This window comes from Pseudomonas sp. W5-01, from assembly GCF_046540435.1.
Classification (GTDB): domain Bacteria; phylum Pseudomonadota; class Gammaproteobacteria; order Pseudomonadales; family Pseudomonadaceae; genus Aquipseudomonas; species Aquipseudomonas graminis_B.
On record NZ_JAXCIP010000004.1, the window covers coordinates 497,471 to 523,575 of the forward strand.

The following is a 26,105-nucleotide window of genomic DNA, read 5'->3' on the forward strand; positions in this document are numbered from 1 at the left end:
ATCAGCCCAAAACACCTTGCGCGATTAAACGGGGGCCCACCTGTGCGGCAGCAGCTCGCTAATCTCACTTGCGCGCTGCGTCGGCAGGCGCGTGAGTACATCTTTCAGATAGGCATACGGATCATGACCATTCAGTCTCGCCGACTGGATCAGACTCATGATCGCAGCTGCCCGTTTTCCGCTGCGTAGCGACCCTGCGAAGAGCCAGTTTTTACGTCCAAGAGCCCACGGGCGGATCTGGTTCTCACACCAGTTGTTATCTATGGGTACGGCCCCGTCATCAAGGTAGTGCGTCAGCGCTACCCAGCGTTTCAAGCTGTAATCCAGTGCCTTGGCCGTGGCCGAGCCTTCGGGCACAAGCGCGCGTTGAGCCAGCATCCACTCATGCAACTTTTCCGCGATGGGCACCGCCATTTCCTGGCGTAATCGCCAGCGATCTTCATCGCTCATGTCCTTGGCCTGCCGTTCGACTTCGTACAAGCCGCCAATGGAGTGCAGCGCTTGCTCTGCCAACTGGCTTTTGTTCGCCACATGAAGGTCGAAGAACTTGCGCCGTGCATGGGCCATGCACCCAATCTCGGTCACACCGAGTTCAAAGCTGGCCTTGTAGCCGCCAAAATCGTCGCAGACCAGCTTGCCCCTCCAGTCTTGCAGGAAGTTGCGAGCATGCTCACCAGCACGGCTGGGACTGAAGTCATAAACCACCGCTGCCAAGTCCGAGAACTGGCTGGTGGCGTAGGCCCACACATAGGAACGGTGAGTTTTCTTTGTTCCCGGCATGAGCATATGCACCGGTGTTTCATCTGCGTGGATGACTTGTTGCCCAAGCACTACTTCGCGCAGCGCGTCGACCAGAGGCTGCAACTGCACGCCCGTCACGCCAATCCACTGAGCCAATGTCGAACGTGGAATCGCCAAGCCTGCTCGACCGAAGATCGATTCCTGACGGTAAAGCGGCAGATGGTCAGCAAACTTGGCAATCATGACGTGTGCAAGTAGGCCCGTAGTCGGGATGCCTTTATCAATAACCTGCGCCGGAACCGGTGCCTGGATCAGCGTTTCGCAGTCATAGCAGACCCACTTGCCACGGACATGGCGTTCGACGGTGAACACGCCGGGCGTGTAGTCCAGCTTCTCGCTAACGTCCTCACCGATGCGCTTGAGGGCGCAGCCGCATGGGCAGTGAGTGTTGTCCGGTTCGTGATGGATCAGTGTGCGTGGAAACTCAGCCGGTAATGCAGTGCGCTTGGGTTTCTGCTTTTTCTCGGTCGCCGCTGGCACTGTATGCAAGGCCTGAAGCTCTACTTCAATCGCTGCGATATCGGTATCGATCAGGTCATCGAGCAAACTGGCCTGCTCAGGATTCATCTGCTCGCTGCGCTTGGCAAACTTCAAACGCTTGAGCTGCGCTATCTCGTGGGTGAGTTTCTCGATTAGCGTTTGGTCGCGGCTGATTTTCTTGCCCATCTTGTCGACTTGCGACAGCAACTGCGCTGCCAAAGTACGTAGTTGGTCGGGGGACATTTGGTCGAGATTGGAAGAAGAAGTCATGCGCCGGATTTTGCCATAGCAGGCGCTTCGCGGCGATAGAGCGATAGACTAATGGCAGCCGTTAAAGCAGCGTGATCGAGCCTCCAGAGCCTGCGCGTTGCCATGGCAGACCCAGCACCAATGCCTGAAGTTGCTCGGTATCCAGTTCCATCTCAGAACCATGGCGAATGCCAGGCCAATGGAACTTGCCTTGGTTCAACCGGCGCGCCGCCAGCCATATTCCAAAGCCGTCATGCACCAGCACTTTCATGCGATTGGCGCGGCGGTTGGCGAACAGATAAGCACAGTGCGGCTGCGCCGCACCGAACACGGCGATCACCTTGGCTAACGTCGTTTCGGTGCCTGCGCGCATGTCCATCGGTTCGGTGGCGAGCCAGATGGAGTCAATGCGGATCATCGCAAAAGGTCTCGAAGAAAAGTCGCACAGGCGGCAGCACTTTCAGCCGGCCAGTTCACTTTGATGGTGCCGCGCAGGTGCTGTATTTCAACGCAGATATTCGATGATGCTGGATGGGAGTTTGCCCCGGCCAGCGGCATGGGTAACGGAATAAATGTAGGTGGGAGCGCAGGGCTTTTCTGCTCTTGCAGCCGAATCCATTTGTGGACGAGGTTTGCGTTGAGGCTATGGCCAAGCGCGACGCTGGCAATCGAAGCGCCGGGCTGTGCACACTCTTGAATGACTTGGGCCTTGAAGGACTTGGAATAGGAACGGCGTGTTGGCTGCATGAAATACCCGCTTAAAAGGCTAGAACTGGTGCCCACTTAAATTTAAGTGCACACCATGTCTTAGCTTTGCGGGACTGGGTAGATGACTTGGCTGGACGCATACCACTTTTTTGCTTCGGCACTATCCTGAGAGGAGCGATGTTTTGCTGGCTGGGCGACTTGAGGAAGAGGCGACAATACTGCCATCGTTCCCGTTCTTGTATCCGATATTCGGATCTACGATCGATGAGTAGCGTCGCAGCACTGATCACCTCTCGATTGGACAGACGCAGTTCGTTAACGTCGGGCGGACGTCATTTTCTGTGCTACGAATCCCCCTCGCCGGCAGATGTCGTGTCCGGGATCAGTTGACCACTACAAAACATCGCTCCCGTCGTCAGAGTTTGATTGAAGGGCTCGAAAGTGTTGGACCGGTGCAGTGTTTTCACCTGCCAAAGATAGAATGATCGCATCGCACCTTCCAGTGCGTCCTCCCCCTCCCGATAGCACCGCCCTCGTGAAGTAAGTGCTGTACCGCAGTTACCACTGAACTGCATGGGGCGCGCAGTTCCCCAACCCGCATTCCAATAACAGAGGTCCGCGATGACCTGCTCGTCAACCTTAATCTCCAACTGTCCCCCGCGAGGAGTAAGTTCGGCTTGGTCGGTGCTAGGAAGCGTCGGAAGAAAAAGCCTTCCAGGATATAGGTCGTGTTGGAGATACCCCAAACGGTCGATACCAAGCGGCGCGGCAAGCGGCCAAGCCTTGCATTGGTCCTCCATCAGCCTATCTAGCGGGGGGGAAGCGAACACGGTTGTCGTGCTCAAAGGTTCAGGTGATGCACTACGAAGCATCCAACCGTCGGCCCAGAACTCCTCTAGATGTGCGGCCAAGTCAGCGTCGGCAATACTACTCTCCTCAGCTTGTGACCACCGGACGAGTGAAACCTCCACACACCGCTCCATTGAAACAAATATTGGAGAAGCGAAAGCGATCAGTTCGTCATCCGGCCGCGCTGTTTTTACGCGGGCTACCAAGCCTCGCATAGATGATTCGATAGCCTCTCTATCGCCATCGAAGTCAGTTGTAGCGGGGAACCAAATCGGGCGCTCAGGCCTGAGCAGGGCCAACGTCGGATGAACTGGTAAGGCCAATAGAGCACTAGCTTCAGCCCGATCCGTTGGCATGCCCCAGAACTCTTCAGCCACCGCCAACGTGCGAAGGTAGGCAGAGATAGCACGAAGGGCTGTCCGCGAGGAGAGCTGTCCGATGAAACCATCGCCTAGGGTGCGCGAGAAGTGCCAAGGATCTCCTTGGAACGGGGCGTCCGGGTAGGCGGATCGATTCGCCGTCCATTCAAAAGCCATCTGCCGGACGAATGGAAGCCTAGTACGGTTCTCGAGCTCGCCCATGGAAGTCCGAAAGATCCGGGGCAGATCTGAACCTTGCACTCCGTCAAAGTCTTGGGGGATCTCGAACTCCTCGGGCACCTCCTCCAGTCCTTCGTCGTCGCCTTCGGCAAACATGCTAAAGCTTTCCAGTAGCAGGTCCGAAAGGATGGATGACCTCGGGACGCTCTCAGCCAGCTTGGGAGTGGGTGAATAGCCGTACGCTTGTGCCGCCATCCAGTAGATGCACAAAACCTCGATCACTTCGGCCTCAAGCTTGCGCGTACTCAGCAGTTGGAGCAGTGCGGACTCTGTTTCGGCCCTCGAATTTGGCGCATTTAGCCGAGCGGCCAGTTCCTGCATGGTCCACCACCTTGCAGATGTCGACGGCCAACCAAGCCTGGCAATGAGGATGCGAAGCTCGTCCATCAGTTCTCCGCCTCTTCATGTTGAAATAGCTCGCCAGCCCAGCGTGGTTTTTCCAATGGCAAAGTACGAGTGTCTTCAATGACGCAGCCAACCATCGTCTCGGCAAATTTCACGGCTTCTGCGATGCGTCCTTGTTGTGCATAGAAGTAGACCATCACTTCGTTAGGTGCCACTCGTGGAGGTTCGGGGTCACCGAACATGCTGTAGGTCGTCGCAGTGACGAACTCGTCGCAGCGCTGCGGATAGTGCTTGACTACTAAATCGAGCCTGCTGCGGGTCTTTTCTTCCTTCTCCATAAATCCGATCCAAGCACCGTTATGGATGTGCGCCTGAACGAGATACTTCCATGCCGCCTTTACGCCACTTAGGGAGGGTCTGAAGTAAGCATCGATTTTTGATGCCTTCATGGCCTGAGGTTAAAAAACCTCGCCCGATCAGATAATCAGACGTTTTGCACTGTTAACTCATCGAGTTTCCTTCAAACAGCACCTTTCCAAGGTGTTTTTCCGCATTATAGGCGCACCTCTCCCATCGCCAGCAGCCGTTTTCGCACCATCCAAAGGTTCGACAAGGCAAACAGAGTAGCCTGTTGCGCGGTGTTTTTAGCCAGCCCGCGAAACCGGACTTTCGTATAACCAAACTGGCGCTTGATCACGCGAAACGGATGTTCAACCTTCGCCCGTAACTGGGCTTTCGTGAACTCGATTTTGCGATAGACCCGTGCGATCAAACTTTTCTCGCCATGCTTTTTATAACGGCTTGGACGGGCCGCAATTGACCAGATCATCTGGCGATCCTGATGCTCCGCACGCTTGTCCACGCCGGTGTAGCCCGCATCACCGCTGACATAGGTTTCCTCACCGTGCAGCAATTGATCAACCTGAGTCACATCCGCCACATTCGCCGCAGTACCCACCAGGCTATGGACTAAACCCGACTCGGCATCGACGCCGATATGCGCTTTCATGCCGAAAAAATACTGGTTTCCTTTCTTCGTCTGATGCATTTCGGGATCGCGTTTGCCGTCCTTGTTCTTGGTCGAGCTCGGCGCATGAATGATCGTCGCATCGACCACCGTACCTTGGCGCAGCATCAAACCTCGATCACCCAGATAGCCATTGATGACCTGCAAAATCCCGCCTGCCAACTCATGCTTTTCCAGCAGGCGCCGGAAATTGAGAATCGTGGTTTCATCGGCGATTCGATCCAGACTCAACCCTGCGAACTGGCGCAGGATCGTTGTCTCGTAAAGTGCTTCCTCCATCGCCGGATCGCTGTAACCAAACCAGTTCTGCATCAAGTGAATCCGCAGCATCGCCATCAGCGGATAGGCCGGACGGCCACCTTCGCCCTTCGGATAATGAGGCTCAATCAGAGCGATCAAGCCTTTCCAGGGCACAACCTGATCCATCTCGATGAGAAAGCGCTCGCGGCGAGTCTGCTTGCGTTTACCCGCGTACTCGGCATCGGCGAAGGTCATCTGTTTCATCAGGGAGGCTCGGTGAAAGGTGTTGGGGTATTTTGCCAAATCGGGAAACCTTTTTCAGAGTTTCCCTAGCTTGCGTCTAGTCTGAAATGCCAAATCAGACAGCTCCAAAACGCCCCGGAGCCTACCCTCTCCCGACAGAAGCAAACCGTCGAGTGCCGTAAGAAGTCGCTTTCCTTGCCCAGCCTTTTCCCAATGCTGATACCAGCTACGAAGAAGCGTCAGTTGTTCCTTGTAGCTGGCTGATGAGCTGTCGAGCAACTCACCGAGTTGTTCCGGCGCAAAAGTCGTGATATCTCCGGTGTATGGTTTGTTTTCGCTATCGCTGCCAATACTCTCCCTTCGCTGCAGCAGTCCGATGTCCCAACCGACATGTTCCCGAAGTACTCGAAATCGCTCCCCGGCGCTTTCGCTGCCTTCTCGTGCAATTCTATTCAGAACGTCGTGGATCTCCGGATGCAGCCCGGTTCGCACCAACGCGTCAAGCGGCCAACCATCCCTGACACCTCGCTCCACGTATTCCCGCAAACTGTCTTCTGCCTGCGACCAGTCACCTGCGTGAGTATGCTCCTCGTACTTAGTCACCAAAGCTGACGGCTTCAGCTTCGCAAGTAGTCGGTCGGCGGCCGCCAGAACATGTCTGGTGCCCTTCCCATCGGTGTAGTCCAAAACGTGATGGACCTGAGGCGCGATAACGCTGAGCAAGCGACGAGCATCGTTCGGGGCGACATCAACCAAGGAGCCGATGGCGTCGACCGTATTGTTCAGCGTAGGATCTTTGCGATGTGCATAGCCGGTTGTCAGCTCCCACGTCTGCTGGCACAACTCGCGAGCGCTGGAGTTCAGGCCATGAGCTAAGGCAATGGCACATAGCTGGAGCGGCATCTGAAGATGAACGCTGGTTTCCTGGCGAATCTCTGCATCAAGCAAGACACGTTGAGACTGAACGAACGCAGCCGCCGCATCGTCGGTCATCCTCGTCAACAATCCGGAAGCGTATTGAATGCGAAAGGACGCGCAGTCAAACCAAGCCTGCTGCCCTGCCGCTTTAAGGGTTTCGTCGGTTAGGGCCACGTCATCGAAGTCATCCAGCAGTATGCTGCCGAGGCGGATATCACAGGCAATGCGATGCAGCGCGCTCCGGAAGTCCTCGGCTGCAGAGCTCGCATCATGGCTTTGCCTGAACCGTCTGAATTCTACCGTCTTGAGCAACTCGAACAGTTCATGGAAGTCCACGAACTCTTCTCGCCACCAATGATGCGCAACCTTTGTCGCGACCACAGAAAGCGCATTGAGGAAGTCAGTGATGTTCCTCCGATCTTCGTAGACGGGAGCCCGCACGAACTCAAAGGCGGTTTGACCTTCCGCAGCCATGCAGAGGCTCAGTTGAACGGTGCTGAAAAACCAGTGGTGCGTAAGTGTCGCCAGATCTTCCTTGCGCTCGTAATAGTTACCCTTTAGCCATTTAATGGGAATAGGCGCATTTAACGGTTTGGAGGCCCGCGTTCTAGCCACTTCTACGGCAGCGACGAAAGGGGTTCTGCCAAGCTCGTTGAAGTCATCGCGTTCTGCGATGCTGACTCCAATACTCGCCGCCGCGCGGACGCACGCATCGCTGATGATGTTCTTGCTTTCACCTGGGGCAAGCGCCGCAGCGGCCGCCATCAACTCATCCAAATTACCTTCCTCAACAAGCATTTGGACTCGCGGCAGCCAGACGACCGGACCGTTTTCGGAAACTAGCCGGGCCAGCGCTGTCGGCGTCGCACCGATCGCACCAAGCCGCGCAAACGCATCGACCAGAAACTGGAACTCATCAGAGCCGGCGCTCGACGAGTACCTGGTGGAGAAACGGCTAAGACCTCTAAATCGACGAAGTGCCTCTTCACCGCATGCTTCGGCCACAGTCTCATCACCCCGAGCACGCAGGGCCAATCCGAGCGCGGCAAGCCGCAAGATATCCGCCTCATGCCTGGAGGCCAGGGCCTCTCGTACAACGCCCTCCTCTTCAGTCAGGATCAACGTAAACGAGATCAACCTGGCCATGTCGTCGTTCTGCATCTGGTACTGACTACCACCGACCATTCGCGACTTGAGGTGCTCTAATCGATAGGCTTCAGCGAACTCGTTGGTCTCCAGCGCTGCGACCAGAGCATCGGACAGCAGCGTATCAAAGAGCGACTCTGGATATCCCTCCTCCAGTCGGAGCATGATCCAATCGCGGGTGAGGCCAGTGATGAGATTCTTTGGGTCGCCTAACCTTGCCTGAACCGTCCAGAGCCAGTTCACGCGTAGCGAGATGGGCGCAGTGCTCTCCAACCAGCTTGCCACAGCAGGCATCAGTTCGTTGACGCGGTCAACGTAGTCTGCGGTTCCACGCACGAAAACCGCCAAACTCTCGTGAAAAACCTTTAGGCCAGCCGCTGAAGAGTGAAGCAGGTGCTCCACTTTCGCGACGTCCGGCTGCGCCATACCGACTTTCGAGGCGATCTCTCCGAACGCAGACTTAGGCCAGAAGAATGAGAAGGCACATACGAGCCGCAGCGTGTCCTTGAGACTGGAAGAGAGAGCCCCCCAAAGCGATGCGTAGTAGAATTTTGCATCCCTGCTCAAGTCTCCCTTCAGTCGCTCGACATCCCACTTCGACAAGTTGCAACCCGCATGCTCAAGCTCTGCAGTAGCATAGATGACGTGCAAAGGATGGCCATTGGTCTTCGTGCGAAGCGCGGTCGCAGCCTCCTGCAGTCGCGATTCCGCACCATCCTCGCCCTCGAAGCCAGTCGTAAGCCTGCCTTCCTGAAACGCCTTGCGCAAATAGGACAGAGCTGCGTTCTCAGACATCGCTGGCAGCGTGCGCCACTCGGCCTTGGGCGCAAAGGCAAGCAGGTCCGTCGGCAACTGGGCGTCGTCCACAGGCTGGGTGCCAATGAGTAGCACCATGTTGTTCGGGCATGGGATTATTTGGGAAAACACATCGTCTAGTGGCCGCTTGTCCTCAGCGTTAATGCGCCAAACGTGGTCTAGTCCGTCCAGGACAAGAACGAATGGCTTGCCCAGTTTCTTGTAGTGGGAAGCACACGCTTCAAGGAGCGCGCGCAGATCGCCCGCAGGGGCCTGAACATCGGGATGGAACCGTTTGACCTGTGCTTCGATGGACTGCTCGACCACGTAGCTGTTCACCCGGTCGCGCCCCCGCTCGGTCGTAGAAAGGAAATAGTGGTGTCGGACCGTGGGAATGTCCCGCTCGGCGAGCGTGTCGCACAGCGCGCTCAGGTAGGTGCTCTTTCCACGGCCTGGCGGCCCCGTGAGCACGATCGCGCTCCCGGTAGCGCCGACGGCGTCACGGACGAACTCCCGATGAAATGTCTCATCGGGCACCTCGTAACCCAGCGGGACAACGAAGTCCTCAGGCAAAGGCGCCGGCGGCGTCGACCGCAGGATGGTGCGGACCTGCTCCAGCGTGATCCAACCGTCCGGGGGCGGAAAATTCTTCCGCGTCGCCCAGTTGAATGCGACGTTCTTAAGGGTAGCAATGCCCTCAAGAGTGCCGTGCTTGCGAAGTCGTGCATCGACCTCTTGCTCCAGCGTGTCAAACCCCTTGTCACTGTGAAGAATTTGCAGTCGACTGAAGAACGCCTCGCAGTTTTGCTCACCACCGAGTTCGGCCATGACCTCAGAACGCCTAGGCTCGGGGATCTTGGCGAAGGAGATCTTGCCGCCGACCAGGCAAGCTTCGATATCGGCGTCCGGTCGGCGATTAGTCGTCAACGAAAGTACGCCAATGCGCACCGGGTCTAGCGCCTTGAAGGCATCGAACCACTTGCGCAGCATCGACCTCGATCGCGCCGTCTTGCCGGTTCTCTCGAGCATCCATTTCCAGCAGAGCAGATGCAAATTTGGGTCTGGGGTGAACTTGACCTGCTGGAGGTCAAACAGGCCATCTGAGCGCTCAACAACGATGTCATCCAGCCCCGTCGGCGCGAAAGACTCATCATCGCACTCAAACTTCACCCTAGTGTAGCGAGCTGGTGCATCAAGCCAATCGCAGAGGATCCTAAGGCCTTGCCGGTTCTGATACATGTAACCTGCAGCAGTAATCGCGGTTTTCTTTATGTCGTTAGACATGGGAGGACTCAACCTCGGAAGCCATTAGGACACCATCCGCCCGCGCAGCGAATTCGGTGATACGACTGAAGACAACGATATGCGGGTTATCAGTTACTACCGGGAAACGCGAGACCAACATGTGCTGAACGAACTCAGTGCCCAATTTAATCTTCAGAAGATGCTCACGATTGCGCTCCTTTATCAAAGCCTTCTCATATGCTCGCACAAGGCGGCGATTGTATCGGGCAAATGCGACTGCATCTGAGTCGACACGTGCAAGGTCGACGAAGTTGTTCTTGCATTGGACATTCCAAACAATACCGTCACGCATCGACACGACGTCGAATTCCTGCCGGTTGATGCGCACAATGTCTTGGACGATGAAGCCCTGCTTCTCCAGCGCGTCCTTGACCACATCCTCAAACATGAAGCCCGCCCGAATCTGAAACCGCTTATTGCGATCGAGTATCCGTGCCCGCCAGGAATAGGCGAATCGGCTCAGTTGCGTGACGGTAGACAAATAGTGATCTCCGATCAAAGCCAGCGGCGCGTAACTCGAAAGACACTCCATGTACGTGTCGGCGCCACAAGTTAATGCCGCCACGAGAGACAGTGCTGCACCTTCCTCCGCAGCAACCCTGGCCAGATCTTTGGTGGAGATACGAATCCAATAGTCGTCCTCAATGAATTCCTTGGAAAGGCGGCGTATCAAGGATGCAGCAACGGCGAATTCGGTCCCTCTAAGGTCGAACTCGGCGTACACGGCTTCACACATGAGGATGTCATTTCTAAGTTCTGCGGCCGAAAATAAGCGATCAGGCGGGACCTGCTCCCAGGCCTTTAGGATCTGGCACGCTTCTGGTGAATTGGGCATCTCGGTGATAGAGGAGCGCTCCGGCTCTAGAAACAACCCGTTTAGCATGGCCGTCTCGGCGCTGGCATCGTCGGCGATACCCAGCAGCTTCTGGGCGTCTTTGACCATCAAGGCATACTGAGCCCCCATCATCGGAGCGGCGCTGAACTCCACAATGGGCAGGAAAACGTTGAGGGCATCCTCCTTTGTTATGAGATTGGTCCCTCGACACGCTGTCGGAATGAAGTGCAGTAATCCCACAAGATGCCGTCGCCTCGACTGCATGTAGCCCATCATCGTCGCGAGAGTCTGAAAACCACTCGCCGCCTCAGCGGGACCATGGAGAATAAACGCCATACCGATGGCAGCCCCCTGAAGGATCAACATCGTGAATCTATCGACAAGGGGTTGCTCTAGCCGTGTAGCCAGAGTCTTGCGAATGCTCTTGAGCAGAAGCGCGCTCTCGGCGGTACGTATGACAGGGAACTCATAAAGCTGCATTTCGAAGTCATCGTCATCCCAGTCAATGGTGTGTAAATTGATCAGCTCCTCGACAGCACGCAACATGTCCAGCAGACAGCGCATTGCCGAGCTCGCTTCAAAGGGAGCTAATGCGATGCCGACGCGCGCCTGTAGTTCAGCGAGACTGCATTCGATTTCGTCGCGGGAAAATGACTCAGTCATGTGCTGGGGTAGCTCTTGTGGATATTCCGATTTATCTTGGACTCATGCGCAACCGTATGACGGCAGAGGGTTAGGTTTCTGCGTGGATAATAGTGACTGAGCCACCCTCTTCCTGCCTCAATGTGGAGGCCAAGCCATAAATACTATTGCTATATAAGTTCATTAGGGTTTCATGGTGCAGTGACAGAGCGATCAAGAAGAAAGAAATCGCTCACATCTGCGTCGTTGAACCAGAACCCGCGCCCTTCAGGCGTGCTGCCGTTTCTCCGACCTGCCCCATAGAGCGACGAAGTCAAGACAACCTGAATAAACTCCACCATCTTCTGCAGCTTTGCATCGGACTGGCTCACAAACCCTAAGGGCACGTTGTACCGGTCTGCGCTTGGCACTACCCATTGGTACGTCGCCGCGCCGAAGATGCCTGGGATCAGTAGAACTTCGAAACACTCCTGCTTGGGTTGGTATGGGCCAAGAAATACGCGACTGAAACCTGCATCGAGTAGATGACGTGCGCGCTTGACGAGGCGATCCCTATGTTCCTCTTGGCGGCAGGGCGCAATGGCAACGACTTCCAGCGTTGTGCCCAAGCTCTCTTTGAGCGCAGCCTGGATGCTGTCAATTAGATCGCGAACCAGGCTAGTGCGCCCCCATAGATCAGAGTCCGGGATAGTCCAGAAGATAGCCGCTGGCCGCTCAAATTTTGTAGCCCGCTTGGATGCAGCGAGGGCTTCACTCAGTCCATCCAAAAAACGGGACTGGCATTTGGGCATATACGGAGCACCAAGAAGCGCTTGGCTATTGCCAGCATCATACATTTCGCCGTTCGCCTGGCCATGCACATCGCGTACATACCGCCCAAAGTCAATCACCTGGTCTTTCCGCAGGCCGATCCGCCCGTCAGGTTTGATTAATGTGGTTCTCTCCCCACTAGCCTGCGCGGGCAGCAAATATCGCGAGAGCAGTTCATCGTCGAAGAGCTCAATGAAAGTGCGCAGGTGATTGGTCCGGGTTGAGAGGGCGGCGATCCGGTCGGATGTTAGGGTCCGCACCTGCGAGCGTAGTGACTCAGGCAGAAGTTCGAACTGCGTGTCGATTTCAAACGCGACGTTGCCCTCGACGTCTACTTCGAAGTGGACGGGAAGGGGGACGCTGAACGGGCGCCCAGCGCGAATCTCGTCCACTTTGTAGCAAGCGTAAGCGCGCTTGTTTTCATCTTCCTGTTCGAAGCGTTCGATATCGATGAAATGCTTGTGAAACGCGGCCTCTGCCCTATCAATTGTCTTGCCTTCTGTAGGGTCGTCAGTGTTCCAATTAAGCTCCAAGGCATTGTCCCAGTAGCTGCTCGATAGCGCCTTGGGCAGTGGCGTGTAACTCAACAGTTCGAAGACGGGTCGGCTTTGCCGCTCAGCGATTCTTGTGAAGCGCGGCATTCCTTCTGATGAGCCCGCGAAGCGCGATTCAGCATAGGAGGTTAATGAAATGCGTCCATGGGTCTCCCCAACGAGACCTTCCTCTCGCAAGAGTTCAAGCAGATTCCGGACCTCGCTCGCGGAGAGGCCAAAATACTCTCGCAGCGCCCCAACCTCCAGAGGACCGCTCAGGTGCAGTAAACGCACTGCGAAGTCCGTCATGACGGGAACCTGGCGGTCGATTGAGACATGACAACGCACGCTGAAAAGCTGCGCCGGAATCGCTACTGCGACGGTATTGAAACGCTCACGCATTGGACAGGCTCCGCTTCAATTCTTTGGATGGTACAAACGTGGCCAGTTTTTTCTCCGCGAGGCATTCGACTTCGTCGAGCACGCTTTTCATCGGTGTTTTCGTCCGGGAGCGCCACATCGCCGAGGAGGTCACGATCACAAGCCGGTCCTTTGCTCGAGACATGGCAACGTTGATGCGCTCTGGATCGCTTAAAAAACCAACGTTCTCGTTGGTGTCATTGCGCACAACCGAAAGCACGATGATACGATTTTCCTTGCCCTGGTAGCTGTCAACAGTACCCACTGAGAAGCAGTGACGAAGCCCGGATGCCCATTCAGCTTGCTCGAGCTTATTCAGGATCAAGTCGCGCTGATCTGAGTACATAGCGATGACTCCGATTATGGGCTCGTGGACACCTTCCTGCGCTTGGACCGCCTCCAAGAAATCAACTGAGGTTAGAATTGCTCGAACCACTTCCACCACAGCCAAGGCTTCCTGCTCGTTCACGAGCGCACCTTCGTGAGTACCAGCGGAACGGTGGAAAGCCTCTCGGCCCTGATCTTGGGTATCTACCCACACAACCTGCGAGGCGAGAAATTCGGGCAGCTTCTCGTACTCTGCCCCTGGAGGCGCACGTCCCACCTCAAGTGCATCCGCGTAGAAGCAGTGCGATACAAGTCGGTTGATGTGCTCCGCCATACGGTATTGCACGCGTAGTGTTCTTCCCACCGACTGGCCGTAATTCGATGAAAACGCACGTTGGAAATTGTTCATCCGCCGGAAGTCCTTTCGCTGCATCCCTAATAGGGCTGACGCTTGGTCCTCAACGGCGCGGGGGTACGACGGCGGCAGTTGTAAGTGATCGCCCACCAGTAGCACGCGCTTACCCGCTTGCATCGCGACAACGAGTTCCATCGGCGATGCCCGTGCGGCCTCGTCGACGATGACCCAATCGTAGGGAACTTCTGTGATGCCCAATGCCTGCTTGCCAACTCCTACGCAGGTGCCTGCCACAATGCTGGAGCTGCGCGCAAGGAAAGCTGTGTAGTTGGATCGTGGGCTACGTAGCACCTGGGAAAACTCCATCGACAGATGAGCGATCTGCTCTAACCGAGCGCATTTAGCCGGACTCGGTGAACCGTGCTGTTGAGCCAACGATTCGAGTTTTTTGCCTATTAAGCCACGTAGGCTGGCCGCGTCATTTCCGGTCGATGCCTGAATGCCGAACTGACGCTCCGCGACTTCGACGAACACCCGCCTGAGCCGTCGTAAATGCTCCTTAGCAGAGGAGTCCTTACTATCGGTCTCGCCTATCGCGTGTATAAGACGGTCAATACTTTGGAGCATCGGACCCAGTGCGATGTGAATCTTCGTTGCGGAGCGCACGTAGCCTTCTGGAAGTCCCATAGCCACGCCCGCTGCTCGCACACGATCCGTGATTTCTGCTTCGAAGCTCTCGCGGTAGCGCTGACGTAGCGAATCCTCTTGGACGTTACGGAGCCCGGGCGATACCATTGATTGAAGGCCGATGCGTACCATAGGCACATCCATGCTCGACGCGCGCAGCGAACCAGCCACCTTGTCCATGGCATTGTTCACGGCCTCATGAGATTGGCTAACTAGCAAGATGTTATGCGCGAGCCCTTGCGACAGCAACAGGTGAACAAACGACGCAATGAATTTGGTCTTCCCTGTTCCTGGCGGTCCCTGCAGCAGTGAAATTGGGCCATGGGACAGAGCGGTCCGCAATGCCTCTTCTTGGGAGGAGTTCAGTTCGTATTTGCTGAGGTCACCTAAGTCGATCGCGACGTGGCACTTCGGCATTCGTTCGGTGTCCGGATCGAAGTAGTCAACAAGTGAAGGAATAAGGCTTCCTCCCGCGAGCACGCGCTTCATTGCCGCGACCCGCCGCTCAGACGCTGCCTTTTCGAAGGTACCACGGACGTGCAAGGTGTCTCCTGCCTTCGGCGAGAAGCGTATATTCTTGGAGCGCACCCGCATGACGTCGCGCCCGAGGTCGGGTGAGACCCAGCCAACAGTAAACCATCGCTCGCTGCCGTCGATCGCGCCTACGCCGCGTTCCATCAGTTCGATGCCTTCACCCTCCGAGAAATCGAGTACGCCCGCCTCGCAGTTGAAGGGGATGAGCCACTCCTCGCTATCCGGCGAAAATTGCTTCGCCCCCTGCCGTACCGTAATCTTTATGACGTTCATCTCATCGGTATCGGATAGCGCGGTCCAGAGTGCTGTAGCCGATACTTTTTGCGAGGTCGAGCCCCCAGACTGGCGTGCGTAGGGGTCAACACCGAATACCGGCGCCGCGTCATTGCCTTCCAGATCGTCCAGAACATTCACGCGGTAGAGTTCGTACAGCAAACCGGCGAGTGCGGTGACGTCGGTCTCCTCCGCAAAGGTGACTTGAATCTCTCCGCTCAGAGAGAAGGCCTTGCTGCGGTGGGCACTGACGAAATCGATATGGTCGACATCCTTAACCGCGCAGCCAAGCACAGCGTCCTCTTTTGGGTCGTATTTGATGTAGAGTTCTTGCCGCACTCCGACGATGTTAAATCGAACGTGCCCAGTCTCGGGATGCCGGGTCGCGCGTACCGAGTATTCGCCATTGTTGGAGACCAAATCCAAAGACGAAGAATCATTACGACCGCGGCGCTTTAGGATTGCCTTGAACGTTGAGATTGAACGCTGCTTTGGGTATAGCTCGCCCTGCAGCGTTTCGGCGAGCAGGTCCAGCGGCGGCAATGTGTCTACCAGCTCAATGGCCCGGTTGACGTCGCTTCGCGTGGCCGCGAAATCCTCAGGCAACAGTGTCAATACAAGCGTGCACACTGCAAACGCGTCACGGTGAAGAGAGGATGCGCACTCCAGAGCCGGAGGCACCGTACCAACCGTTACTCCTTCGTCTCCATCGGCGCTTAGGTCTGGGATGTCTACCAGCACGACCTGCGGCAGCTGTGCCTCCGCCGTCTGCGACACGATGATGTTGTCCGCTTTCACATCGCCGTGGGACAGCCCCAAGATATGAAGACGCTGCACGGCATTAAGCACTGCGTGCGCGACGAGCGCACGATGCCGCCCCTCTGGGTTGTTTGACAGCCACTCGGTTAGCGTCTCACCTTCTGCCCATCGCGTTACCAACATTAAGCCAAACATGCTCAAGCCGAAATCCAAGACTTCCGGGGCTGCATCGAACCCTGACTGCCGCATAGACCTAGCCTGCTGAAGGAAAGCGAGCAGACGAAGACTGCGGGCTAGGTACTTCGGGTCGTACTTGAGTTGTGGCCAGCACTTCACCAGTACCCGCTCACCGTTCTGCTCCGACTCGTAAACCATCTTGGTGGGATGAGTCGAAATAGTATGCTTAATGGGGAAGGTTATCAGGCTGGCGTCAGTCTCGTAGCCCTCAAAATCTCCAGCACAGACGTCTGTTCCAGCATCAACCGACAAACAATCGTTCAACGCGTCGAGCGCCTCGGAAGCATTGCGATAGCGCGTTTTAGGATCCAGGTCCATGGCTTTTGCGTACCACGGCGCCAGAGCTGGGACGACGAGTGTAACTGCATCGTCGTAGACCGGTACGTTGTTGAGTCGCTCTAACTCTTGGCTCTCCAGCATCTCGTAGACCAGCACCCCAAGCAGGAATACGTCGCGAGCGAAGGGGTCAATTGAGCGAGCTTGTGCAGCGACGCCTTCATCTTCCGGCAGTTCGATAGACCCGGTTTCTAGCTCGATACGATGAACGCCTACGGTCTGTGCCTGGGGCACCCGCGCGGCAGCAAATGTAGACAGGATCACACGGGACGGTTCGACCACCCACAGCGTACGTTTAGTGATGTCGCGATGAGCAATCCCCAGTGCGTGTAGTTTCGAGAAGCGTGCCAGGATGCTTTTAGCCAGTAAGCGTCGATCTTGCTCGCTCTTGTTGCTGTTGCGCTCTAAGTGCTCGGAGAGACGTTCAATACCCGTAGGAAGTCGGTACGCTTCGATGAAGTTAGTAGTGATGTCGTCAGCCGTCGCCGAACCGACCGGTTCTAGCAAATCTTCGTGAAGCTCAGGGGCTTGGACACGTAGCGCCTCGTTCAAGCGTAGCTCGCGAAGGCCGATTGTCTGTCGCTCGACGGTGGACGTGCCGCCGGCGGCAAGCTCTTCAAAATTCCACTTACGCAGTAGCGCTTTTGAACTTCGGTTCTCCTGATGCTCGGCGAGGAACTCCGACCAAATATTGCGTGGGTGTACGTAGTCCGCCTGATCCTCAATCTGCTCAAAGCCATGCAGTACGGTGCGACGTTTGAGCACTGACGGGTTGAAATTAGAAAAAATGGTGTTGTACTTCTGAAGGTGTGGCAAGGGGTTTGCGGAGCGATAGGTCCATTTAGAAGGAATATCGGGGAAGCGCGTCTCGTAGCGTGTCCTTTCGGAAGCCGTACGAACGAACTCGGGGAGCGTTGTGACGAAGCGCAGCTGCTCATCTGGAAAGCTAATCAACCGGCACTTTGGATGACACAACACTACCAGCGACTCAATGAAGGGCACCTTCAGGGAAGGAATCTTCTCCTGAATGAGCTGCTTCAAAGCACGGGCCTTGTTGTCTGTTGTATCGACAGGCGACGGCATGGGAGCCCCGCGATGAAACCACTGACCGGACGAATACGTAATGTCGCCGGACCAGTTTTTTAACTCTACTACCAGGATCCTATTGCTTGTCAGCAACAGCAAATCGATATCGAGTGGTTGCTTGGAACCTCGCGTCACCAACCGAAATGCTGCATAGGCTCCCCATTCGCGGGGTAGCTTCGCTTCGAGCTCGCGCAAGGCGGCATGCTCGACCTCCAAAACTCCTCGAGGGCTGAGATAGTTGATACGCAAGAGACCTCCCTATCCTAATTTATTCGCCAGCCATCAACCCTTGAAGACTCGCTCAACACTTGCATTGTGCCATTACGCTCACGAGCTGTGCCATAACGCATTGGAAGACCTTTAGATCCGAATCAAGCACCAGGCATGCCATCTGAATGGAGCAGACTCTACCTGACGGCGGCTCAAGCAGAATGGATTTCCGTGTAGCAGCCATCTTTTTAAGTTAAAGCCACTGACCTTCTCTCAAAAGAATTCCGAAAAATAGTTACATGAGGTAAATAACTGATTTACATTAGATAAACCACATATAACAGTTAGGGAGGTTCCGGAACTCATGGAAGAGTCGAACCTGTCGGTCGGCGGTCACGTACTGTTTGCGCACTATCAACAAGGCATGACGGAGTACCTGGCAATCGCGTTGCTGCACCACAGCGAAGGCGTGGCGGTAAACGAGGCGCTGGACGTGACGCCGTCCCGGCATCTGGACCTGGGTCAACTGCACCTTGCGGCCCGCATCAATATTTCCGAGTGGCAGAACAACAAAGCGTCCAAGCAGTACATCTCGTTTATCAAAGGCAAGAACGGCAAGAAGGTTTCCGAGTACTTCCGCGACTTCATCGGCTGCCAGGAAGGCGTCGACGGACCGGGCGAGACCCGCACCCTGCTCAAGGCTTTCAGTGATTTTGTCGAGAGCGAAGACCTCCCGGAAGAATCGACCCGCGAGAAAACCAAGGCGCTGGTCGACTACGCGAGCAGCCAGAGCAAAATGGGCGAGCCCATCGCCCTGGAAGAGTTGTCGGGCCTGATCGACGAGGATCGCCCGCGGGCTTTCTACGATCACATCCGCAACAAGGATTACGGCCTGTCGCCCGAGATCCCGGCCGATAAGCGCACGCTCAATCAGTTCCGTCGCTTCACTGGCCGCGCCGAAGGTCTGTCGATCAGCTTTGAAGCGCACCTGCTGGGCGACAAGATTGAGTACGACGAAGAGAAAGGCACGCTGATCATCAAAGGGCTGCCCACTCAGTTGACCGATCAGCTCAAACGCCGCTGACCCCTGCCGAGGAGCCGAGACCCACATGTTCGTTCGTACCCTGAAGAAGTGCTTGCTCGTCATGCTGGTGGTGGTCGTCTACCAGAACTGGGGCAAAATCGAAAACCTGGTTCACCCCTCCTCCGCGTTGTCGGAGCAGGCGCAGGCCAATGCGAAGGTGACGTTGTACGCCACGGACTGGTGTGGCTACTGCAAACAGACCCGGCGCTTTCTCGACAGCCAGGGCATTCGCTATACCGAGTACGATATCGAGAAAGACGCCGCAGGGCGCAAAGCCTATGAAGCACTGGGTGGCCGCGGCATTCCCCTGATCGACGTGAATGGCACGTTGATCAGGGGGTTTAGCGAAGAGCAGATTCTGGCTGCGTTGAAGTAGGCGCGCCAGGCTGAATCGGGCGTCTGCGCCAGTCTACTGATATCTCAGTCCTGAAAGACGTTGGGAAGCCGATACAGCGCCTCATTTTAATACGCTTCCCACATAGGCCCTCCAGCGACAGCGGCAATCGCCGTTCGCTATAACATTCAAGCTGAATACTCTCGCCAGCGCCGCAATCGTTAGTTTATTTCGCGATGTAAAGCCCACGCCTATAACCCTGCCGCTGCCACAAACACGCAACGTCGAAATCAACAACCTTACTTGTAATCGCCAATAGCGATTAAAAGGCAGCTCACGGAAACTCACCCTCCTGTCAGCGGGCATTCGGTCTTAAATGACAGATTTGACAAACATCCGGAAGATTACTTAATTCAAATAAATCTTACTCTGATGGATCAGACGTCATGAAGACTCTTCCCGGCGCACTCGCCTTGCTTTTATCTTTTTTAGTGGGTTGCAGTACCGCCGTGCGTCAAGCCGACCCCCCTGAAGCCAACGTCCCTCAAACCAACAGAAGTGTGGCGCCTCGTGTGGCTAGCACCTATATCTACAACCCCCCCCTTGCGCCATCGGTGGGCTTGCCTCTACTGAATAAAAACTACAATGACAACTCAACAGCGTGCAGCGGAAACCAGCCGTTATTTCGATGCTCAGGCGTGTTTTTAAGAACTGTCGATAACGGCAACTTCGACCCCTGGACTGCCAGCTCGAGTGCCAATGCGCTCGGTTCCTCATCCTTCACCTGGCTGAGGCACGACCTGAGTACCAAAACCCTTTATCACCGCGCCGGATACATCCGGATGAACCCCGACGACATCAATAAGTATTACTCCGACGGACAGGCCAACTGGTCCGGGGTCAATTGCCTTTATCCTTTTGACGCCTACACGGTCAGAAAACCCCGAAACTATAACGGGTGTGACTTTGAGCGCGCACCGGGTGCACCCGGCACCCCCAACCCAGCCCATTACATTGTCTGGGGCTCATGCGACAACAAACTCGGCTATACCACCGCTGCCCAATGGAATGCTCACTATCAAAGCAACGGCCAAACTGAGTATTCGCAGTGTTCCTGGTCGTCCGGCAAAACCAGCAACTGGATGGCGATGATTGCTTCCCATGAAAGCTTTCCGGCCAAAACATCGTGGAACGAGATTCTGGTGCCGGCGGTTGGAGTCATCGAAGATGTTTTAGTGATGGCGTTTTTCTACGACGCCAATAAACCCGGAGCGCGCGATGACGCTCGGGCTTTCCAGTCCAAATTGGCAAGCAAAAAAGCCAGACGAGTGCCCATCTACTCCATCAACTTTAATGCCGCACCCTCGAGTCGTTTCGGGTACTCGGCGAGTGACCAGATTGCTTATCCGTGAAGGCAATGACGTTATCGAACGCTGAGCAACTTCATGCACGGCGCTCATTCCACATACCAGGACTATCAACGCGCTAGAAGGATTCCGGCCATGATCCGTCAATTAACAAGTCGCTATATGTTAATGCTCACGCTGATACTGAGCGCTTGCTCCAATCAGCCCCTTCCCCCGATGGAGCCACCACCGCCTGCGCCATCAACAACACAGGCGCCGGCCTATGCTCCCCGCGCACAGTTGCAGAAACCCGAGCAAGTTCTCGCCGACGTCAATAAAAACTACAAAGAAACCATCACGGATTGCCGTGAGTACGGTACCAACAAACCACGCGGTCATTATTATTGCAGCGGCGTAACGTTGCGGACCGTGGACGACGGTAATTTCAATCCCTGGATGTACAGCTCAAACGCCCTGGCGATAGGCGCGACTTCTTATTCATGGCTACGCAGAGGCGTGATTCAGACCCGGTTGTACCATCCTGCAGGGTTTATCCTGCGCAACCGCATTGATGCCATTGCATACGGTCTGCCGGGGCTGGAATCCGGCTTTATCTGTCTGTATCCCTATGACGCGTCGACGTCGACCGCCAACGGCCATAAGGGCTGCGGCTACCGGGGCAAGCAGTACCCGCCCAGCGCACCAGCGAAGCCTGACGATGATAATTCTGCTTACGCGTGGGGTTCTTGCGAAGGGATGAACATCACCACCGCAACCCAATGGGATCAACATTTTCAAAGCGTTGGCCTGCAGACATACAGGCAGTGTTCCTGGAACATCGACAGTCAGCACGGCTGGAACAACATGATTGCCTCCAGAGACGACTTCCCTCAGCTCCAGTCGATCTGGAACGAAATACTGCTCAACAATTTAGGCGATGGCGGGCAGATGCCAAAGTACATCGCCGCCTATTTTTATGACGTGAGCAAGGCGGGAGGGCTGGCCGCCGCCCGAAACTTTCAGGTGAAGATGAATAACGCCGGCTACAACGTGCCAATCCTGCGGCTGAACTTCGCCAATGCCGGCGGGGATATCTTCAGCTACAGCGCTGCGGACCAGGCCGTTGCGCAGTAGCTGAAACACCCCGGCTCATGAATGACGAGCCGGGATCTGTTTTCAGGCGGCTTTGATTTGAAAACCAACGCGCGGGAAGTGCACATGCACGGTACCCGCGCGTTCGTCTTCACGACGCAGGATGATCTCTTCGCGCCCGCTGAACACCAACTCTCCCGCCACCGCGTCAACGCCGTAATCCACGGCAGACACGGTGACCTGCTGGCCGACGGTAAAACCGTTGGGATCGGTGAACGCTTCGTTGGGCACCGGCGCCGGGGTCGCCCCGCGCGCGATTTCAACGGCATCGCTAGAACTCAACTCGCTCGGTGCACCATGGCCGAATCCAATAACGCGCTCGTACCAGCCCAACACCGCCGGATAGGCGTCCACGAGCGGGGATGTGACAGGCGTTTGCTTCAGGAACCACAGGGTGTGGGCCACCGAGAAATCGGCAATCGAGGGCGCGCCCAAGAGGAAATCACCGTTGCGCTCCAGCTGGGTTTCCAGACGCGCCATCAGCGTCGGCCATTGATGCTGCGCCACTTCCAGCGGCACGCGATTGGCGCTGCCGCCATCGAACAGCGTGGCGCGGTCGGCAACGAATGCCTTCACGGCCTCAGGCGGGACTTTGGCGAAACGCACAGCGAGGGAGGCCGGTTGAAACACCAGGCTGACAGCGTGCAGGAACAGCACCGAATCCGCCCAGGCCGCGAGGCTGGCCGCCGTGAACTCCTGACCTTCGGGATAAAAGGTCGGCGAAGACTTTTCCTGCTCAAGCCGGCGCGCGATCAACGCGGTGTCGCAGTAGATATCGGCGCCCACTTGCAGAACCGGGGTTTTGCGATAGCCGCCGGTGAGGGGCATGAGGTCGGGCTTTGGCATGATCGACGGGATGTTGACCGAGCGCCATGACAGGCCTTTGAAACCCAGCATCAACCGGGCTTTTTCGGCGAACAGGGACGTCGGGTAATGGTGCAGGATAAGTTCTGACATTGCGCTCGAGGCCTCTTCTAGGGAGCGCTGAGCCTAATGCCTCTATGCGGGTGCGTCGAGTGACGACACTGCCAATTTAGACACTCGCGATAACCGTAGTCAGCGTTATCGCAAGATGATCCAAGGAACTACTCACCGATAGGACTGGAGACGCCTAGGCTTTGGTTATCACCATGGAAGGAATAACCAAATGAAAATCCTCATAACAGCCCTGATCGTCAGCTCACTGGTTACAGGCTGCCAATCCGCCACTCCGCAAAGCCCTGCACGCCTTGAGACGCACGCGTCTTATGCGGCGCAAGGAAAACAATCGTCTGAGGCTTTGGTGGCCTCTCTTAACCGCCAGTACAACGACATCAACGAGGACTGCAGAGAAATCGGCACCGATCTTCGTCGTGGTCATTACTACTGCAGTGGATTAATCGTAAGGGGGACTACAGACGGCGACTACTTGCCCTGGACACATAGTCCGAATTCGATGAATCGAGGCGCGACGTCGTTTTCCTGGATACGCCGGGACGCCCACCCTAAGTGGTCCGTGATGCGTCAAGCTGGCTTCATACTGCGCAACGCGGTAGAAGGTCATCGTCTGGGCTTGCCAGGTTACGACGCTGGCTTCATCTGCCTGTTTCCAAAAGACGCAGGTACCGGACAGAATGTGAGGCACAATGGGTGTGTACCGAGGGAACCGGGGAATGGGGTGCATCGCGTCTATCCGCAGCCTAAGGCGACCCATAAGAATAGTGAATACGCGTGGGGCTCATGCGAAAGCTTCGGCATTACTACGCTAGAAGGATGGATTGCCTATACCGGCGACATGCAGTTCTCCAGTTCGACGCAGTGTTCCTGGAATGCAGATAGCCAGAAAGGATGGCGTAACTCGATCGCCATGCAGGAACACTACCCTTTATGGGATATTGCCTGGAATGAACTACTGATGGCCACCGTGGATGATGGGTATGGCCTGAAAGACCTGATCTCTGCGGTTTTCGTCGACTCAGTCGACTCAGCTCATTACGATAGCGGCATCGAAACGGCGCGAAACTTTCAGCGAAAGCTTGTTGCCAACGGTAGCTATGCGCCGATCGTGCGCATGGACCTTAGCTCAGAGCAGCCATTTTCGTACCATCAAGAAGATCAAGTCATTGCGCGGTGAAGGATGGCTGACCGCCGCTTGGCCCACTGCAGACCAGTATTTCCTTGGCGCTTTTACGCAGCTTTTTGATCAGGCGCTCCTGCCGCAACGCGTCGCCTTTGTCGCGACAGGCCTCGACGTAAACCAGCGCCACCGCCGGGCTGGAGCTGAAGAAACGCGCGCCTTTGCCGCTCTGATGTTGAGCGAATCGGCGCTGCGGGTCATTGCTGATACCGCAGTACAAAGAACCGTTGGCCGCGCGCACCAAGTACACGAACCAGGATTTGACCGGCACGGCTTCGGGCACAGGTGCGGTGGCGATTTCGGCGTCAGACATGCAGGACCGTGGCGCATTAGCGAGGGGAGCGGATTTTAACAAAGCGTCAGCGACTGTCCTGAAAAGCCTTCAGCCCTTTCTGGCCCTGTGCACGGATGGCGTTTTGCACAAACGGCGCCCAGCCCAGCAATGCACCTCGCGTACCGAGGGCCTGACGCGCCCAGCGCCACAGATCGAACTGATCGTGGTGTTCGCAGATCTTGCCGTCGCGAAAAACAAACCGCGCCTGGATGTCGTTGACCACCGTGCGACCGGTCTGGCTGAACAGGTAGGTCGCGACCCAGTGGGCAGCGCCGGTTGTGGCATCGGCACGGACGTGATCGAACACCACCGAAAAGTCACGGGCGCGGGAAGTCAGCATGCGCCACATGTCACAGGCATCCCGCCCCCGCAGCTCGCCAAACACCGGGTCGGAAAACACCACGTCTTCGCTGTAGCACGCGGCCATCGTCTCGGCGTCCAGAAGACTGAACGCTTCGTAGAAGCGCGTGATCAGCGCACTGTTGTGTTCGCTGGTAAAGGTCTCGCTCATGGGAACGCCGTCCGTGGAAATTGAATGCCTGCACGATAAGCGGCCGCAGCGCGTTTTGCCACGGGCATTCGCAGGGGAAATGCCGACCCTCAGACTTTCTCGCTGGTGACGCCCACGTACAGGGCGCGCCCCGCGCCAAGGCCAGCGATGATCGCGGCGATGCCGATGATGCCGAAGATCCAGCCCACCGAGTCCCAGTTGCCGGTCCAGTCATGCACGACGCCCACCGCGAAAGGCCCGAGCGACGCCAGGGTGTAGCCGAAGCCCTGGGCCATGCTCGACAGGTTCGCGGCGACGTGGGAGTCGCGCGAACGCAACACGATCAGGGTCAGCGCCAGGCTGAACGTCCCGCCCTGGCCCAGCCCAAGCACGATGGCCCAGGCCCACAATTGCTCAAGCGGTGCATACAGACAGCCGAACAGACCCGCCAGGGTCAGCAGCATCACCAGCACAATCGCGACCCGCTGATCCTTGCCTCGCGTTGCGAGCCATGGCGCGGTCAGCGAGCTGACCAGTTGCACCATGATCGAACCGGACAACAGCAGCCCGGCTTCAGTGGCAGTCAGTCCGCGCCCGATGAGGATCGACGGCAGCCAGCCAAACACGATGTAGGCCAGCGACGATTGCAGCCCCATATAAAGGGTGACTTGCCAGGCCAGAGGATCGCGGCGCAAACCGCGCACCCGGTAGGCCACCTGATGCTGACCATGACGCTGACGCGTTTGCGGCCACCAGAAGATCGCGGCGAGAATCGCCGGGACGATCCAGAAGCCCAGGCCAAGCGTCCAGTCGCTGCCGTTGCCGTTACCCAGCGCCTCGCTCAACGGAACCGTTGAACCCGCCGCAACGGCAGCGCCCAGGCACAGCGCCATGGTGTACACGCCCGTCATGGCGCCGGCCTGTTTGGCGAAGTCGCGTTTGACGATGCCGGGCAGCAATACCCCGATGATACCAATGCTGGCCCCGGCCATGATGCTGCCCGCAAACAGACCGAACTCGCCGAGCGAGCTGCGCAGAACGATCCCGCACGCCAGGGTCAGCAGAATGCCGAGTACCACGCGCTCGCTGCCGAACCGTCGCGCAAGAATCGGCGCAAGCGGTGCAAACAGGCCCAGACACAACACCGGCAGCGTGGTCAGCAAGCCGGCCGTGGCCGCAGAAAGCCCCAGGCTTCGTGACACTTCGCTCAATAATGGCGCCATGCTCGACAACGCCGGACGCAGGTTCAGCGCCACCAGCACCAGCCCCAACAGCAGGAACCACGGGCGCTTCAGGACGGGGTGTAGCTGCTGAACTTGCTCGTCATCGGCTTCTGCATCAATCAGCAGCTGGTCGATGTCGTGAGGGGTCGAAGCATTGGAACGGGAACTGCTCGCCGTCGGCGCCTTGGTCGTCATGGGATTCTCGTGGGGGGCAGGAGGATGTAACAGCGCATTGCGCAAAGCAGTAATCCTGTTGGAGATCGGCAGAGAACACAAG

At 56.6% G+C, this 26,105-nt stretch carries 19 protein-coding genes; 5 read left to right on the forward strand and 14 right to left on the reverse strand.

The window, feature by feature from the left end; genetic code table 11:
• Positions 1–24: 24 nt before the first annotated feature.
• The 10 genes from tnpC to SLW75_RS15825 form a co-directional block, all read right to left on the reverse strand.
• Complete coding sequence (gene tnpC / locus SLW75_RS15780) at positions 25–1,551, reverse strand: IS66 family transposase (protein ID WP_002556008.1); 1,527 nt, start codon at positions 1,549–1,551, stop codon at positions 25–27.
• A gap of 61 nt (positions 1,552–1,612) precedes the next feature.
• The gene (tnpB, locus tag SLW75_RS15785; RefSeq protein ID WP_002556009.1) at positions 1,613–1,948 is read right to left on the reverse strand and encodes an IS66 family insertion sequence element accessory protein TnpB; all 336 of its coding nucleotides are present in this window, start codon (positions 1,946–1,948) and stop codon (positions 1,613–1,615) included.
• Positions 1,945–2,277 carry an IS66-like element accessory protein TnpA gene (gene tnpA / locus SLW75_RS15790; protein WP_080393751.1) on the reverse strand — a complete coding sequence of 111 codons (333 nt, stop codon included), beginning with the start codon at positions 2,275–2,277 and terminating at the stop codon, positions 1,945–1,947. The genes tnpB and tnpA overlap by 4 nt, the downstream gene beginning before the upstream one ends.
• Positions 2,278–2,582: 305 nt before the next feature.
• A complete protein-coding gene (locus tag SLW75_RS15795) occupies positions 2,583–4,073 on the reverse strand; it encodes a multidrug DMT transporter permease (protein ID WP_410934886.1) in 1,491 nt (496 codons plus the stop codon).
• On the reverse strand, positions 4,073–4,369 hold the full coding sequence (locus SLW75_RS15800) for a hypothetical protein (RefSeq protein WP_410934887.1): 297 nt from the start codon (positions 4,367–4,369) through the stop codon (positions 4,073–4,075). Before SLW75_RS15800 ends, SLW75_RS15795 begins: the two co-directional genes overlap by 1 nt.
• Positions 4,370–4,584: 215 nt before the next feature.
• Complete coding sequence (locus SLW75_RS15805; RefSeq protein WP_024421311.1) at positions 4,585–5,562, reverse strand: IS5-like element ISPssy family transposase; 978 nt, start codon at positions 5,560–5,562, stop codon at positions 4,585–4,587.
• Between the two features lie 54 nt (positions 5,563–5,616).
• Positions 5,617–9,684, reverse strand: coding sequence for an NACHT domain-containing protein (locus SLW75_RS15810; protein WP_410934888.1), 4,068 nt, complete (start codon positions 9,682–9,684; stop codon positions 5,617–5,619).
• Positions 9,677–11,203 (reverse strand): hypothetical protein, encoded by a 1,527-nt coding sequence (locus tag SLW75_RS15815; protein ID WP_410934889.1) that lies wholly within the window; start codon positions 11,201–11,203, stop codon positions 9,677–9,679. Before SLW75_RS15815 ends, SLW75_RS15810 begins: the two co-directional genes overlap by 8 nt.
• Positions 11,204–11,373: 170 nt before the next feature.
• The gene (locus tag SLW75_RS15820) at positions 11,374–12,927 is read right to left on the reverse strand and encodes a hypothetical protein (RefSeq protein ID WP_410934890.1); all 1,554 of its coding nucleotides are present in this window, start codon (positions 12,925–12,927) and stop codon (positions 11,374–11,376) included.
• A complete protein-coding gene (locus SLW75_RS15825) occupies positions 12,920–17,788 on the reverse strand; it encodes an AAA domain-containing protein (RefSeq protein WP_410934891.1) in 4,869 nt (1,622 codons plus the stop codon). Before SLW75_RS15825 ends, SLW75_RS15820 begins: the two co-directional genes overlap by 8 nt.
• A gap of 298 nt (positions 17,789–18,086) precedes the next feature.
• On the opposite strand from SLW75_RS15825, the gene yejK reads away from it, so the two are divergent.
• The 4 genes from yejK to SLW75_RS15845 all read left to right on the forward strand — a co-directional run bounded on the left by yejK (position 18,087) and on the right by SLW75_RS15845 (position 21,647).
• Positions 18,087–18,833, forward strand: coding sequence for a nucleoid-associated protein YejK (gene yejK / locus SLW75_RS15830; protein ID WP_410934961.1), 747 nt, complete (start codon positions 18,087–18,089; stop codon positions 18,831–18,833).
• A gap of 25 nt (positions 18,834–18,858) precedes the next feature.
• A complete protein-coding gene (locus SLW75_RS15835; RefSeq protein WP_065991995.1) occupies positions 18,859–19,209 on the forward strand; it encodes a glutaredoxin family protein in 351 nt (116 codons plus the stop codon).
• A gap of 404 nt (positions 19,210–19,613) precedes the next feature.
• Entirely contained in the window at positions 19,614–20,579 is a 966-nt protein-coding gene (locus SLW75_RS15840; RefSeq protein ID WP_410934892.1) for a hypothetical protein, read from the forward strand.
• Positions 20,580–20,669: 90 nt separating this feature from the next.
• Positions 20,670–21,647 (forward strand): hypothetical protein, encoded by a 978-nt coding sequence (locus SLW75_RS15845; RefSeq protein ID WP_410934893.1) that lies wholly within the window; start codon positions 20,670–20,672, stop codon positions 21,645–21,647.
• A 42-nt stretch (positions 21,648–21,689) separates the two neighbouring features.
• Here SLW75_RS15845 and SLW75_RS15850 read toward each other — a convergent pair whose 3' ends face one another.
• On the reverse strand, positions 21,690–22,622 hold the full coding sequence (locus SLW75_RS15850) for a glutathione S-transferase family protein (RefSeq protein ID WP_410934894.1): 933 nt from the start codon (positions 22,620–22,622) through the stop codon (positions 21,690–21,692).
• A 190-nt stretch (positions 22,623–22,812) separates the two neighbouring features.
• Between SLW75_RS15850 and SLW75_RS15855 the strand changes: the two genes are divergently transcribed.
• Positions 22,813–23,778 carry a hypothetical protein gene (locus tag SLW75_RS15855; protein ID WP_065991982.1) on the forward strand — a complete coding sequence of 322 codons (966 nt, stop codon included), beginning with the start codon at positions 22,813–22,815 and terminating at the stop codon, positions 23,776–23,778.
• Here the strand turns inward: SLW75_RS15855 and SLW75_RS15860 are convergent.
• From SLW75_RS15860 to SLW75_RS15870, 3 genes are all read right to left on the reverse strand, one after another.
• On the reverse strand, positions 23,765–24,094 hold the full coding sequence (locus tag SLW75_RS15860; protein ID WP_065991980.1) for a GIY-YIG nuclease family protein: 330 nt from the start codon (positions 24,092–24,094) through the stop codon (positions 23,765–23,767). The genes SLW75_RS15855 and SLW75_RS15860 overlap by 14 nt on opposite strands.
• Before the next feature lie 46 nt (positions 24,095–24,140).
• Positions 24,141–24,626 carry a nuclear transport factor 2 family protein gene (locus SLW75_RS15865; RefSeq protein WP_410934895.1) on the reverse strand — a complete coding sequence of 162 codons (486 nt, stop codon included), beginning with the start codon at positions 24,624–24,626 and terminating at the stop codon, positions 24,141–24,143.
• Between the two features lie 89 nt (positions 24,627–24,715).
• Positions 24,716–26,023, reverse strand: a complete 1,308-nt coding sequence (locus tag SLW75_RS15870; protein ID WP_410934896.1) for a CynX/NimT family MFS transporter — start codon at positions 26,021–26,023, stop codon at positions 24,716–24,718.
• Positions 26,024–26,105 lie beyond the last annotated feature (82 nt).

What these genes read in the sequence shown, in the direction of transcription:
- tnpC (WP_002556008.1), bottom strand. Translation starts at nt 1,551, where the DNA reads ATGACTTCTTCTTCCAATCTCGACCAAATGTCCCCCGACCAACTACGT.
- tnpB (WP_002556009.1), bottom strand. Translation starts at nt 1,948, where the DNA reads ATGATCCGCATTGACTCCATCTGGCTCGCCACCGAACCGATGGACATG.
- tnpA (WP_080393751.1), bottom strand. Translation starts at nt 2,277, where the DNA reads ATGCAGCCAACACGCCGTTCCTATTCCAAGTCCTTCAAGGCCCAAGTC.
- SLW75_RS15795 (WP_410934886.1), bottom strand. Translation starts at nt 4,073, where the DNA reads ATGGACGAGCTTCGCATCCTCATTGCCAGGCTTGGTTGGCCGTCGACA.
- SLW75_RS15800 (WP_410934887.1), bottom strand. Translation starts at nt 4,369, where the DNA reads ATGGAGAAGGAAGAAAAGACCCGCAGCAGGCTCGATTTAGTAGTCAAG.
- SLW75_RS15805 (WP_024421311.1), bottom strand. Translation starts at nt 5,562, where the DNA reads ATGAAACAGATGACCTTCGCCGATGCCGAGTACGCGGGTAAACGCAAG.
- SLW75_RS15810 (WP_410934888.1), bottom strand. Translation starts at nt 9,684, where the DNA reads ATGTCTAACGACATAAAGAAAACCGCGATTACTGCTGCAGGTTACATG.
- SLW75_RS15815 (WP_410934889.1), bottom strand. Translation starts at nt 11,203, where the DNA reads ATGACTGAGTCATTTTCCCGCGACGAAATCGAATGCAGTCTCGCTGAA.
- SLW75_RS15820 (WP_410934890.1), bottom strand. Translation starts at nt 12,927, where the DNA reads ATGCGTGAGCGTTTCAATACCGTCGCAGTAGCGATTCCGGCGCAGCTT.
- SLW75_RS15835 (WP_065991995.1), top strand. Translation starts at nt 18,859, where the DNA reads ATGTTCGTTCGTACCCTGAAGAAGTGCTTGCTCGTCATGCTGGTGGTG.
- SLW75_RS15840 (WP_410934892.1), top strand. Translation starts at nt 19,614, where the DNA reads ATGAAGACTCTTCCCGGCGCACTCGCCTTGCTTTTATCTTTTTTAGTG.
- SLW75_RS15845 (WP_410934893.1), top strand. Translation starts at nt 20,670, where the DNA reads ATGATCCGTCAATTAACAAGTCGCTATATGTTAATGCTCACGCTGATA.
- SLW75_RS15850 (WP_410934894.1), bottom strand. Translation starts at nt 22,622, where the DNA reads ATGTCAGAACTTATCCTGCACCATTACCCGACGTCCCTGTTCGCCGAA.
- SLW75_RS15855 (WP_065991982.1), top strand. Translation starts at nt 22,813, where the DNA reads ATGAAAATCCTCATAACAGCCCTGATCGTCAGCTCACTGGTTACAGGC.
- SLW75_RS15860 (WP_065991980.1), bottom strand. Translation starts at nt 24,094, where the DNA reads ATGTCTGACGCCGAAATCGCCACCGCACCTGTGCCCGAAGCCGTGCCG.
- SLW75_RS15865 (WP_410934895.1), bottom strand. Translation starts at nt 24,626, where the DNA reads ATGAGCGAGACCTTTACCAGCGAACACAACAGTGCGCTGATCACGCGC.
- SLW75_RS15870 (WP_410934896.1), bottom strand. Translation starts at nt 26,023, where the DNA reads ATGACGACCAAGGCGCCGACGGCGAGCAGTTCCCGTTCCAATGCTTCG.